This window comes from Kosakonia oryzendophytica (genome assembly GCF_900094925.1).
Taxonomy (GTDB): domain Bacteria; phylum Pseudomonadota; class Gammaproteobacteria; order Enterobacterales; family Enterobacteriaceae; genus Kosakonia; species Kosakonia oryzendophytica.
On record NZ_FMAY01000022.1, the window covers coordinates 15799 to 27661 of the forward strand.

Annotated in this window: 11 protein-coding genes and 3 pseudogenes; 6 read left to right on the plus strand and 8 right to left on the minus strand. The window is 47.0% G+C overall.

The features are described from left to right. Window position 1: 1 nt before the first annotated feature. The 4 genes from hflD to rluE form a co-directional block, all read right to left on the minus strand. Window positions 2-631, minus strand: coding sequence for a high frequency lysogenization protein HflD (gene hflD, locus GA0061071_RS22675; protein ID WP_061494927.1), 630 nt, complete (start codon window positions 629-631; stop codon window positions 2-4). A 72-nt stretch (window positions 632-703) separates the two neighbouring features. Then, window positions 704-1810: a tRNA 2-thiouridine(34) synthase MnmA gene (mnmA, locus tag GA0061071_RS22680; protein WP_088236496.1), complete on the minus strand. Its 1107-nt coding sequence runs from the start codon at window positions 1808-1810 to the stop codon at window positions 704-706. Between the two features lie 55 nt (window positions 1811-1865). After that, entirely contained in the window at window positions 1866-2324 is a 459-nt protein-coding gene (locus GA0061071_RS22685) for an NUDIX hydrolase (RefSeq protein WP_061494931.1), read from the minus strand. A gap of 18 nt (window positions 2325-2342) precedes the next feature. Beyond that, entirely contained in the window at window positions 2343-2990 is a 648-nt protein-coding gene (rluE, locus tag GA0061071_RS22690; RefSeq protein ID WP_088236497.1) for a 23S rRNA pseudouridine(2457) synthase RluE, read from the minus strand. Between the two features lie 187 nt (window positions 2991-3177). Here rluE and icd point away from each other — a divergent pair, with 187 nt between their 5' ends. Beyond that, window positions 3178-4428, plus strand: a complete 1251-nt coding sequence (icd, locus tag GA0061071_RS22695) for an NADP-dependent isocitrate dehydrogenase (RefSeq protein ID WP_061494935.1) — start codon at window positions 3178-3180, stop codon at window positions 4426-4428. Window positions 4429-4541: 113 nt separating this feature from the next. Continuing rightward, a complete protein-coding gene (locus GA0061071_RS22700) occupies window positions 4542-5339 on the plus strand; it encodes a putative phage abortive infection protein (protein WP_088236498.1) in 798 nt (265 codons plus the stop codon). 32 nt (window positions 5340-5371) lie between these two features. Here GA0061071_RS22700 and GA0061071_RS22705 read toward each other — a convergent pair. Both GA0061071_RS22705 and GA0061071_RS22710 read right to left on the minus strand, forming a co-directional pair. After that, window positions 5372-5755 (minus strand): annotated as a pseudogene (locus tag GA0061071_RS22705) (tyrosine-type recombinase/integrase); the annotation flags it as partial. Window positions 5756-5884: 129 nt separating this feature from the next. Then, window positions 5885-6709 carry a hypothetical protein gene (locus GA0061071_RS22710; protein WP_088236500.1) on the minus strand — a complete coding sequence of 275 codons (825 nt, stop codon included), beginning with the start codon at window positions 6707-6709 and terminating at the stop codon, window positions 5885-5887. A gap of 348 nt (window positions 6710-7057) precedes the next feature. Between GA0061071_RS22710 and GA0061071_RS22715 the strand changes: the two are divergent. Beyond that, window positions 7058-7222, plus strand: a pseudogene (locus GA0061071_RS22715) (NADP-dependent isocitrate dehydrogenase); the annotation flags it as partial. A gap of 100 nt (window positions 7223-7322) precedes the next feature. On the opposite strand, the pseudogene GA0061071_RS22720 reads toward GA0061071_RS22715, so the two are convergent. Continuing rightward, window positions 7323-7493 (minus strand): annotated as a pseudogene (locus tag GA0061071_RS22720) (integrase); the annotation flags it as partial. A 442-nt stretch (window positions 7494-7935) separates the two neighbouring features. Here GA0061071_RS22720 and GA0061071_RS22725 point away from each other — a divergent pair. Then, complete coding sequence (locus tag GA0061071_RS22725; RefSeq protein WP_061494947.1) at window positions 7936-8376, plus strand: GNAT family N-acetyltransferase; 441 nt, start codon at window positions 7936-7938, stop codon at window positions 8374-8376. A gap of 265 nt (window positions 8377-8641) precedes the next feature. Here the strand turns inward: GA0061071_RS22725 and GA0061071_RS23720 are convergent, their stop codons facing one another. Continuing rightward, the gene (locus tag GA0061071_RS23720) at window positions 8642-10192 is read right to left on the minus strand and encodes a methyl-accepting chemotaxis protein (RefSeq protein WP_061494949.1); all 1551 of its coding nucleotides are present in this window, start codon (window positions 10190-10192) and stop codon (window positions 8642-8644) included. A 388-nt stretch (window positions 10193-10580) separates the two neighbouring features. Here GA0061071_RS23720 and GA0061071_RS22735 point away from each other — a divergent pair, with 388 nt between their 5' ends. Together GA0061071_RS22735 and GA0061071_RS22740 are read left to right on the plus strand one after the other, a co-directional pair. Next, the gene (locus GA0061071_RS22735) at window positions 10581-11108 is read left to right on the plus strand and encodes a hypothetical protein (protein ID WP_088236502.1); all 528 of its coding nucleotides are present in this window, start codon (window positions 10581-10583) and stop codon (window positions 11106-11108) included. A gap of 500 nt (window positions 11109-11608) precedes the next feature. Then, a partial coding sequence (locus tag GA0061071_RS22740; RefSeq protein ID WP_139109666.1) for a transposase occupies window positions 11609-11863 on the plus strand: 255 nt, incomplete at its 3' end.

Below are 11863 nucleotides of genomic sequence, written 5' to 3' on the forward strand. Positions count from 1 at the left end.
GTTAACAATGAGCAAGAATGTTTTTGGCCTGGGTCGACAGGCGATTTCGGGACAACATCAATTGCAGGCGACCGCCGCCGACCTGGTGCCAGAGCACCGCAGCGCGGATCCCGGCCAGCAGAGTGGCGCGGACTTTTGCCTGTACCTGCGGGCTTTGCAGCACCGCGGGTGAACCGGTGACCTGAATACGTGGTCCCAGTGGGCTGATGACATCAACATATATTGCCGCCATGGCGCTGAGCAGCGTGTCTGATTGCAGATCGAAGTGCTCAAGCTGGCGTTGCAAACTGGCGATGCGGTTACCGAGCGTATCCATTGCCTGTTTATTACCGGCAAGTTTACGCTCCAGCACCATCATACTTAAGGTATAGCGGGTCAGTTCGGCATTGAGACCCTGGCGACTGCTGGCATTCAGTACGCCAAGCAGCGTTTCCAGCCCGGTGCGCAGATTGGTTTCGCTGCCGCCAAAGACGCCAAGCGTGGAGTCCGGGTTCAGATCAATCACGCTGTTCAGCGAGACATGCAGCGCGTCGCTGTCACAATGCCCCTGGTGCGCCAGTTGTTGCACCAGACGTGCAGACTGGCAAATGCCTGCCAGCGCCAGGGTAATGTCGTAATAGTTCTTCGCCACACTCACTCCTTTTTTGACCCGCATTGCAACCATTGCGCGGGCTTTCGCCAGTCCGGTTTTATTGACTCTGTATTACAGGGGCAGCGGCAGACGCTGCTCGATAATACCGCCACCCAGGCACACTTCACCGCTATAGAACACAGCGGACTGGCCTGGCGTGACGGCCGAAACCGGGTTGTCAAAACGCACGTCGATACGGTCGGCGTCCAGCACGGTTACGGTGCAGGGAATATCTTCCTGACGGTAACGGGTTTTCACCGTACAACGCAGTGTGCCCTGTAGCGGTTCGCGATCCACCCAGTGCAGTTGCTGTGCGATAAGCCCCACGGACATCAGGCGAGGATGCTCATGACCTTGCGCGACAATCAGGATATTCTTTTCCACGTCTTTATCGACCACATACCACGGCTCTTCGCTGCCGTCTTTGGTCCCGCCGATACCCAGGCCTTTACGCTGACCAAGAGTATGGTACATCAGACCCTGGTGCTCGCCGATCTCTTCACCCTCGACGGTGAGGATTTTACCGGGCTGCGCCGGCAGGTAACGACCAAGGAATTCGCGGAATTTACGTTCGCCAATAAAGCAGATACCGGTAGAGTCTTTTTTCTTCGCGGTTGCCAGGCCCAGATCTTCGGCGATTTTACGCACTTGCGGTTTTTCCAGCTCACCGACCGGGAACAGACTTTGCGCGATCTGCTCGTGACCTAAGGTATACAGGAAGTAGCTCTGATCCTTATTGCCATCAAGACCGCGCAGCAGGCGGCTTTTGCCGTCCACATCGGCGCGGCGCACGTAGTGACCGGTGGCAATATAGTCCGCGCCGAGATCTTCGGCGGCAAACTCAAGGAACGCTTTAAATTTGATCTCTTTGTTGCAGAGAATATCGGGGTTCGGCGTGCGCCCGGCTTTGTATTCAGCCAGGAAATGCTCGAAGACGTTGTCCCAGTATTCTGCGGCGAAATTGACGGTGTGCAGCTCGATGCCGAGTTTGTCACAAACGGCCTGCGCATCGGCCAAATCCGCTGCAGCGGTGCAGTATTCTTCGCCGTCATCCTCTTCCCAGTTCTTCATGAACAGGCCTTCCACGTTATAACCCTGTTGTTGCAACAGGTAAGCGGAAACGGAAGAGTCGACACCGCCGGACATACCGACGATCACTTTTTTTGGGCTATCAGACATAGAATACTCACGACGTATAACTTCAGGGCGGCGTATTCTATCACGGGCTGGCGGCTCAGGCATCCCCTGTAAACGGCCAGTTAAATGCTGCGATAGTTTCCAGGGGCAAACGCGGGCAGTTCTGATAACACCGAATGCTTTCCGCAACCAGCGGTGAGCGCAGGTTTGTCGCAGAAAAGATCTCTTCGGCCGAGACCCAATGGCAGCGATCGATATCGCTATCGTGGGGTTCAGTGGCGCACATTTCGTTAAGCTCAATCGCAAACAAAAAGCGCAGAAACGGCGTGCGATCGCGCGCTATCCACTGATGCATTCTAAGAAAATGTTGTGGTTCAGCGCGAATGCCTGTCTCTTCCCACAGTTCGCGGGCGGCAGCCTGCGTCAGGGTTTCGTTGGCTTCCAGATGGCCTGCTGGCTGGTTCCACAGGGCTTTGCCGCGAATCGTCTCTTCAACCACTAAAAATTTTCCCTGCGCATGTACGACGCAGGCAACGGTTACGTGGGGTTTCAGCATCACTACTCCCTTATAAGATTAAGCATCTCGCCATTCACCGTTGGCGAGGTTATCCAGCGTGTAAATCCCCATAGCGTAACGGATAAGCCGCAGAGTAGGGAACCCGACGTGCGCCGTCATTCTCCGCACCTGGCGATTACGCCCTTCATAGAGGGTAATTTTCAGCCAACTGGTGGGAATGGACTTCCGTTCACGGATTGGCGGGTTACGCGGCCACAACCACTCTGGTTCATCGACCCGTTCAACACCTGCGGGAAGCGTCGGACCATCGTTCAGGTCAACACCATTACGCAACGCATTAATGGCCTCTTCGGTTGGTTCACCTTCAACCTGCACATAATAGATCTTGCCGGTGCGTTTGCCAGGTTGCGTGAGGCGCGCCTGTAATGCGCCATCGTTGGTCAACACCAGTAATCCTTCACTGTCGCGGTCAAGCCGCCCGGCAGCATAAACGCCTTCTACGGGAATAAAATCTTTCAGCGTGCTGCGCCCGGCTTCGTCAGTGAATTGCGGCAAAACATCGTAGGGTTTATTGAATAAAATCACACGTTTTGGCTGGTTTTTCCGTTCGGGTCTGGTGGCTTGTCGCGAGCTGAATCGCTCAACCCGGTGATTTCTAAAAGAAGTTTTGTTCATGGTATTTTCAGTGATTATCAATTGCCGCATTATAGCTGAATCACGATTGCCTTTCATGGAACCCAACTATCGGTTAGTATTGATGGGCTCATTACAATTCATTAACAAAAAACGGTTTGCTCTGTGTGATTCACGTAACAGGTGAGCGGACGCAGTCTGAGCGCCCCGGCATGAAGTCAACGAGCAAAACAACCAGAAGCGCTCGAAGGAGAGGTGAATGGAAAGCAAAGTAGTTGTTCCGGCGGAAGGTAGCAAGATCACCCTGCAAAATGGCAAGCTCAACGTTCCGAATAACCCGATTATCCCGTTCATTGAAGGCGACGGTATCGGTGTTGACGTGACCCCGGCAATGCTGAAAGTGGTTGATGCCGCTGTGGAAAAAGCCTACAAGGGCGAGCGTAAAATTTCCTGGATGGAAATTTACACCGGTGAGAAATCTACCCATGTTTACGGCCAGGATGTCTGGCTGCCGCCTGAAACACTCGATCTGATTCGTGATTACCGTGTTGCCATCAAAGGCCCTCTGACGACGCCGGTTGGCGGCGGTATCCGTTCTCTGAACGTTGCACTGCGTCAGGAGCTGGATCTCTACATCTGCCTGCGTCCGGTACGTTACTACCAGGGCACCCCGAGCCCGGTTAAACACCCTGAACTGACCGATATGGTTATCTTCCGTGAAAACTCAGAAGACATTTACGCCGGTATTGAGTGGAAAGCGGACTCTGCCGATGCGGAAAAAGTGATCAAATTCTTGCGTGAAGAGATGGGCGTGAAGAAAATTCGCTTCCCGGAACATTGCGGTATTGGTATTAAACCGTGTTCCGAAGAAGGCACCAAACGCCTGGTGCGTGCGGCGATTGAGTACGCTATCACTAACGATCGCGACTCTGTGACGCTGGTGCACAAAGGCAACATCATGAAGTTCACCGAAGGTGCGTTTAAAGACTGGGGCTACCAGCTGGCGCGTGAAGAGTTTGGTGGTGAGCTGATCGACGGCGGTCCGTGGCAGAAAATCAAAAATCCGAAAACCGGCAAAGAGATCATCATTAAAGATGTGATTGCCGATGCGTTCCTGCAACAGATCCTGCTGCGTCCGGCTGAATATGACGTTATCGCCTGTATGAACCTGAACGGTGACTACATTTCTGATGCCCTGGCGGCGCAGGTTGGTGGTATTGGTATCGCCCCGGGCGCGAACATTGGCGACGAGTGCGCTCTGTTCGAAGCGACCCACGGTACCGCGCCGAAATATGCAGGTCAGGACAAAGTGAACCCGGGTTCCGTGATCCTCTCCGCAGAAATGATGCTGCGCCACATGGGTTGGGTTGAAGCGGCTGACCTGATCGTTAAAGGCATGAGCGGCGCGATTAACGCCAAAACTGTGACCTACGATTTCGAACGTCTGATGGAAGGCGCTAAACTGCTGAAATGTTCAGAGTTTGGCGACGCGATTATCGCGAACATGTAACCCGCCTTGCGGGTTAAACAACAACGGGAGCCTGATGGTTCCCGTTTTTTATTATTAACAACTGAACGGTTATCAAAAAATTATCAAAACAAGTTATCAAAACGAGACCAAAAATGAAAATTAATAACAAGTTTTTATGGTTACTTATATTTTTCATATTTTATGCGGTACTGATTATTCTTCTTCATAAAACTAAAATTGCTCTAGTTAGTTCTTTAGGTAGTTTGGGTGACACTTTTGGCCCCGTAACAGCTTTATGTTCAGCACTGGCATTTTGGGGGGTATATCAAACTCTTCAGCTTCAAAAAGAGGAGATAGCTCGGCTTGAAAAAGAGATGGAATGTAAGGAAAAGAAAGAAAAACTAGCTTCTTTTGAAAATACTTTTTTCCATTTGATAAATAATCTTCAGAATATTATTGCTGATATGGTCTTTAAAGATACAGTATCAAATGATTCAAAAGAGAAGGGTTCTACCCATTTTGAACATTATTCCGGGAGGATTGTTTTTGTTAAGTATTATGAGGATTTGCTGAATATTATAAAAAATGATGAAAACATGAAATTATTGGATGACCCTAAAAAGGCGACTCTGCATTATAAACAAGTTTGTAATTCATTCTTCTCGGCGCGTACGCATTTACTTGCTCATTATTATAGGTATTTTGTAAGTATCGTTCACTTCGTAGAGCGTGCAGATATATCAAAAGAAGCTAAGAATGATTATTTTTATTTTCTAAAATCACAACTATCTAATTATGAGCTAATAATGATGTTTTATTATTCATTTTGTTCGCAGGGGAAGCAAATAAAAATGGCGATCGAGTCCCATGGACTTTTTACAGACTTCCCTGTAAATAAGCTTCTTTCTAAAAATCAAGTGCGACTTCTTGCAGACACATCGTGGAAATAATTAATATTCATATGCAACGGTATTATATTTTTTCAACTTAAGATATAAGACCAATCCTTTCCTCTATCATCATTATAACGGTCTGTTTGTTGCTGGGATTTATGCCCCAGCAACTTCTTGGTATCCACACCTTGTTCCTTATATAACCGTTCCGATAAGGATCTCTGTTCATGGAAAGTCGCCGGAGTTCCATCTCCCCAATCTGTATTTGCCTTATCCCTGGCTTTGCTGAAATTCATCGTTAATGTATTCGACTTTACTTGCGCACCACGTTCAGCCTGAGAAGTGGCGCGGAAAAAGTGAACCAGATACGGACTTACTGCATAATATCGGCACCGCGCAACTACTTCACGCAAGCTCCAGTTGATTGCGTTTAACCTCAGCGCGAGGGGAGTGGCATTCTTACTGGACTCTCTGATCTCCTCCTGGAAATCGCAAAGAGGGCGTGGAACTAAAGCTGGTGTGCTTACAGAAGCGTCATATGGTGTCGCCGCTTTGTACAATTTGCTTTTCAGCTTCATTGAAAATAAAACCGATATACAAATTTATTTTCGTTGATTGCTAAATATAGTTATCAGATTGTCTCGTGAGCGAGATTTGTCAAATTTATGAACAAATACGAGTAAAGAATCATCATAACCCAATAAATTGCTTTTAAATATTTCTGAAAAATCCTCATCAGGATCTAACGTAACGTACGCAATCATACCATCCAGATAAATCCTGCAAACATTATATACTCTGGTCCCATATGGAGGGGGGAGGACGAAATCAATTTTTTCTAATATGGGGGTTCGATTATGCTCTGCTCCTTTATCTCCAATTTGATAAAGATTAACAGGAAAATCCGTTACTGATAATGCATCATATTCTATGATGGCTTTGCGGAGTTTTTCGAGCATTGGATCTGGCAGTTTTATTTCGCTCATCTCATCTCGTTCAGATGCAGCAGCACGCCATAATAAACTTAAAATAAAAAGCTTAACAGCCTTCCAATCGATATTTTTGATCGCCCTTAAACCAATTCCTTCTTCATAATTATTATGGTCGATAAGACAATCGTTAGTGTTCAGTGAGTGCATATCTTTTGGCCATCCACTCCAAATTAAAAGATGGTTTCTTAACGCTTTTATCCCACTGTCGTCTATTTTGCTTAATATTTCTTCTCCCTCTGCGATACAAAGTTGATTATCATACCATCCTGGGAATCTTTTTTTTGCGAATCCATTTAAAGATGTCTGGATTGCTCTTTCTCCTTTACTATTAAGTAGGGTTAAAGATTTCGGCAGGATGTGGGATTCTACGAATCTACCTTCCTTTAAAGTTAATTTACAAATTCCGTTGGAAACTTTTTGTTTTTTCTTCCGCATTTATACGTCCTCGTAAAAATGAAAATCTGTCGGTAAGATGAGTATTAGAGTAACAATCGGTGTAATAGCTATAAGGCTGAATGTTGGTGCAAGGCGTTACCAAAATGTCCCCTAATTATGAAAAAGATACTACCCACCTGATTAGATTAGTCAACCGTCTGATTTAGAACAATCTTGTTTGGTTTAAACGGCTAGACGTATGTTTAAGCGGGTTATCAGAAGTTATCAAAACCCAAAGCAAGCTTTAATAATTATAGGCTTGGAAATTAGTGCTAATTCACCATCTCAACATGAAAATGAACATATTCGAACTATTTATCAATAAGTTAAAAGTAATTCCAATATCAACTGCTGCGCCACATGGGCTGGGTTGAAGCGGCTGACCTGATCGTTAAAGGCATGAGCGGCGCGATCAACGCCAAAACCGTGACCTACGATTTCGAACGTCTGATGGAAGGCGCTAAACTGCTGAAATGTTCAGAGTTTGGCGACGCGATTATCGCGAACATGTAATCCGCCTCGCGGGTTAAACAAGAACGGGAGCCGGTTGGTTCCCGTTTTTTATGCCCTCAAAAAATCTTCCCCAAAACCTTTCCCCAAAACTGGATGAAAATTAACCAGCTTTTGAACCAACTATTACCCAGTCTTTTCCTCGATCATCGTTATATTTGTCGGTCATTTTTCTTGATTTGTGCCCCAATAATTCCTGTGTATCCGGCCTTTGATCTCGATAAAGTCTTTCTGAAAGGGAGCGCTGCTCGTGAAACGTTGGGGCTGTACCTTTATACCCAGGCATATACCCCGTAGTGCTTTTTGCCGGTCGTCTAAACCGGGTGGCCTTTTCATTTCACCCTCTCTACTGATACTTTCCATAAGCTCAACCACGCGTTGGTTATGGCTAACGGGGGATCAAGTTGAACCGGGGGGACCTGACTCAAGGGCATGGGTGAGGTCACTGCCTGAAAGCGGCAAAAAAACCAGCGCGCCGGGCTTTTGGGTTTACGGCCCGGACGCGCATTTGGCATGAGCGGTCCCTTTATAAGGAGAGGGTGGAAAGGTTCGAATTCTTCATGACCCACCGCACCGGCCTGTGCTCAGAGGATATAACCGCTGATTTCTCCTCCAATGGTTTGCAGCCACACCAGTATTTACCCATGAATTCGTTTTTTATCAGTCTTTCCTGGGCGTATATTTGTTAAGTTTAGTCTTAAGAGGTTTAGATAAAGATGGACGTTCTGGTACGGGAAGTAAAAGAGGGTGATTATCACGACTGGCTGGAATTATGGGAGGCCTATAACGATTTTGGTGGAGGTACGGTAAGTCATGAAGTTACAACGTTCACCTGGCACCGGGCTAATGATCCGTGTTCATCCATATTTTGCCGGGTTGCTGAAGTAAATCAAAAAGTCGTGGGTTTTGCCTTATGTGTCTTGCATGAAGGCACCTATGTGGTTACGCCCGTTTGTTATCTTGAAGATTTTTTCGTATGCGAGTCCCTGCGAGGGGAAGGTATTGGACGAGCAATTTTGCAGCACCTACATGATGAAGCCACCACCAAAGGCTGGGCAAAAGTTTACTGGTTTACCCGAGCGCAAAATTCTGCCCGCAAACTTTACGATAAAGTGGCAGTGACAGATGACTTTGTTCGATACCGAATGGTTTTGTAGATTTATTTTTTATGCTTTATTTTCGTTGCGGGAGAGTCAATCTCACTCAGGCAGCCATCTGAAAAATTAATCACTTACCTGCCGGTCAGTGAAAGGGTTCTGAGATTTAATCCTTAGTGGCGCTTTTAACTTTAATTTGAATGGATAAACGAATACGAATAACTGTCCGCTCCTCGCACAAAGCAGACCTGACTGCTCCCGGTCTGGTCGTTTGTGCCAAAAGCGGACGTAAAATTATTGGCGAGAGTGGGTAACGGTGGGGCCGTTAGGCGAGTTTAAAAATCGCAGCCGAGCGGTTTAGCTGAGCAGCCTGATCTTCCAGCGACGCGGCCGCAGCGGCAGCTTGTTGAACCAGCGCGGCGTTTTGTTGGGTCACTTCATCCATCTGCGAGATAGCGATGCCGATATGCTCGATACCGTTAACCTGCTCGCCGGAGGCTGTGTAGATTTCTGACATAATTGCTGAGACGTTACTGATCGCCGTGACTATCCCGGTCATGGTTTTGCCTGCCTGAGCGACCAGGTCTGTGCCTTCCGATATACGGTGATTCGAGGCTTCAATCAGCGATTTTATCTCTTTTGCCGCTGTCGCGCTGCGCTGCGCGAGAGCACGCACTTCGCTTGCCACCACAGCGAAACCACGGCCCTGCTCGCCCGCGCGAGCGGCTTCTACTGCCGCGTTGAGCGCCAGTATATTTGTCTGAAAAGCAATGCTTTCAATTGTGCCGATAATTTCGACCACACTTTTCGAGCTGTCAAAAATAGCAGCCATGGTGGTAACGACTTTGTCCACCACTACTCCTCCCTGCTGTGCGATTTCGGACGCGTCGGACGACATGCTGCTGGCATTTTGCGCGTTAGAAGCATTTTGCCTCACAGTCGCCGTCAGTTGTTCCATGCTGGCTGAGGTTTCTTCGAGAGACGCGGCCTGCTGCTCTGTTCGTGCAGCGAGATCAGTATTGCCCATCGCGACTTCTTTAGAGGCGCTGTCGATAGAAGACGCGGCGGCCTGAATATCAGAGACCACCTTTATAAGTTGTTCCTGCATGGCGGTAAGGGCGACGATCAGAATACCCGTTTCATCTTTTGAACGTGCTACCAGACGGGTGGAGAGATCGCCTGCAGCAATCGCCTGAGCCGCTTTTACCGCTTCCTCAAGCGGAAGGGTAACAGAACGGGCAAGGACGTAGCCTAAAGCAGAAGCGATAAATACGCCCAACAGCGCGCCGATAAACAAGGTAATCCGGGTGTTTGTTTGAACGGAATCGACGGAACCCTGCCGTTCGCTGAGCAGATTTGTCTCGGCATTGACGATTTCATCAATGGTTTTACGCATTTGATCCATCTGCGGCTTGCCAGTGTTGGCTTCGAAGGCCGCATTGAAATCCACCTGTGTCATTGCTCCCGTATTTAGTGCGCGACGGTGATCAAGCAACTCAGCGACGAATTTCTCCTGCCACTCTTGTTCCTGCTTAAGCAAACTATCCAGGCGCTTTTGTTGTGCAGGGTTATCCGCAGTCAATCCTTTAGTTTCCTGCAAAAATTTAGCAAAATCCTCTTTGCCTGAACTCCATGGAGCCAGCATTTCTTCTTTGCCATTAATCGCATAGCCACGCAGACCGGTTTCCATATTCACCAGGCTTAAGGTCAATGCACGGCTTTTGTCGATGACGCGCCAGCTATGAATATTCCATTCGTTGGTATTAACGATGTTGGAAAAATTAGAATAGAAAGTTGCGCACAATGTCAGTAATAAAACTAAAACGGCGCCAAAGGCAAAAAAGAATTTTTTCTTGATAGGTAAATTCCTGAACATTTTAACCTCGTTCCACAAAGTTTGGTTGAGTAGCCTGAAGAGCCGTAAAACATATAAGTTATCGGCATGTTTTTTTCTGGCTTTAACTAAAACTCAAGAAAACATCTGGCGCGAAGAATATATTCATTTTTGCTTTTTTATGTGCATCTTTTCAATAAGATAGCTAACTGCATTGCAAGCGAATATTGCTTGTGGTGTATCGTATTTCTTTCTAAGGAACTGGTCTGTAACCATCAGGGAGCCTTAACAATGTATCAAGGTTCTGAGAAAATATAATATATCAAAAGGCATGCCAGGATATGCTGGTAGGTCGATAAGAAAAGATCCTGTTAATAGAGTGATATAAGCGATATGATTTCATTGAAAATAATTTTTGTGGAGGCGAATAATGAGATCGGTAATTGCAGGAAGCACGATTGTTGGGATCGCACTGATTCTGGCGTCATTGATTAATGCTGGGGTGTTTCGTTTCAAAAATGAACATATCATCCCTGTTGACGGTGGGGCTGTAAAGTTAGGTGAAGTCTATGACGAACATCAGATTGTTTCGTTAGTGCTGAATTTCAATGATAAGGCTGTTCCGGATGAAGAACTGCTACAACAGGCTAATGTCGGTAATTACAAAGATGCGCTGAAAAGTAAATTGGGTAAATTATCAGACCTTATTAATAGCGGAAATAAAGGACAGGATAAAGTTACAGCTGAAAATCTGAGCTTAAAAAACCCCGCCAAATTAGAAATAACAGTAGCAGTAAGGTATCGTAGTGAGTTCCAGCCTTCGTTTACATTAGTTATCAGTAAAAAAACAGTGGACATTCCTGCTAATACCCCAATTTACAAAACATCTGCAGATTCTCTTGATTCTTTCTTACAGGAAAAGAAACAAGAGATTGATTCATCGCTCTATCTCAAATAAACCGGGCGGTACCCGGCACCATTTGATGATTTCCATCAGTTTACCCAATTGTCAGCGTTGGTATTCCTTCTTTCCACTTTTTGATCTGAGAAGCGGAAGTAAACTGGGATCGGTATATGACCAACGGATTTGACTGGATCCAGTACCAGGGATTGGTGCAAATGGACCTGTTCACAAATGATGAAGTTGCAAACTTAGATACCGGCAAAAAATTAAGGGTATCTGGCTCTTAACTGGAAAGTTTTGAAGCTTGCTATGAAGAGAGTGTTAAGATCATCAACGGTCCTCTTGGTTCACCGTTATAAATTCTTCCTGAAAATTCCAGGCCCCGGCATTCTCCGGGGCTTTTTTACTCATCTCCTCTAAACCACTTTCTTGAGGGGGCTTTTATTACTCGTTTTCGTGTCCTGTGATCGTGAACGGATATGCTGACCTGCTCCCCATTGATTAACACACGACGATGTTAGTAATGTCTTCATCAGCAACGTGAGGACATCCCCATGAAGAAGCGTTTTTCTGACGAACAGATCATCAGTATTCTCCGCGAGGCCGAGGCTGGCATTTCCGCCCGTGAGCTTTGCCGTAAGCATGCTATTTCTGACGCAACCTTTTACACCTGGCGTAAGAAGTATGGCGGTATGGAGGTGCCCGAGGTTAAACGCCTGAAGTCGCTTGAGGAAGAGAACGCCAGGCTCAAGAAGCTGCTTGCCGAAGCCATGCTGGATAAGGAGGCGCTTCAGGTGGCTCTGGGGCGA

Excerpts from the sequence above, each read along its gene's own strand:
- mnmA (WP_088236496.1), bottom strand. The coding sequence starts at position 1,810 with ATGTCTGATAGCCCAAAAAAAGTGATCGTCGGTATGTCCGGCGGTGTC.
- GA0061071_RS22725 (WP_061494947.1), top strand. The coding sequence starts at position 7,936 with ATGGACGTTCTGGTACGGGAAGTAAAAGAGGGTGATTATCACGACTGG.
- rluE (WP_088236497.1), bottom strand. The coding sequence starts at position 2,990 with ATGCGGCAATTGATAATCACTGAAAATACCATGAACAAAACTTCTTTT.
- GA0061071_RS22710 (WP_088236500.1), bottom strand. The coding sequence starts at position 6,709 with ATGCGGAAGAAAAAACAAAAAGTTTCCAACGGAATTTGTAAATTAACT.
- GA0061071_RS22685 (WP_061494931.1), bottom strand. The coding sequence starts at position 2,324 with ATGCTGAAACCCCACGTAACCGTTGCCTGCGTCGTACATGCGCAGGGA.
- GA0061071_RS23720 (WP_061494949.1), bottom strand. The coding sequence starts at position 10,192 with ATGTTCAGGAATTTACCTATCAAGAAAAAATTCTTTTTTGCCTTTGGC.
- GA0061071_RS22700 (WP_088236498.1), top strand. The coding sequence starts at position 4,542 with ATGAAAATTAATAACAAGTTTTTATGGTTACTTATATTTTTCATATTT.
- GA0061071_RS22735 (WP_088236502.1), top strand. The coding sequence starts at position 10,581 with ATGAGATCGGTAATTGCAGGAAGCACGATTGTTGGGATCGCACTGATT.
- icd (WP_061494935.1), top strand. The coding sequence starts at position 3,178 with ATGGAAAGCAAAGTAGTTGTTCCGGCGGAAGGTAGCAAGATCACCCTG.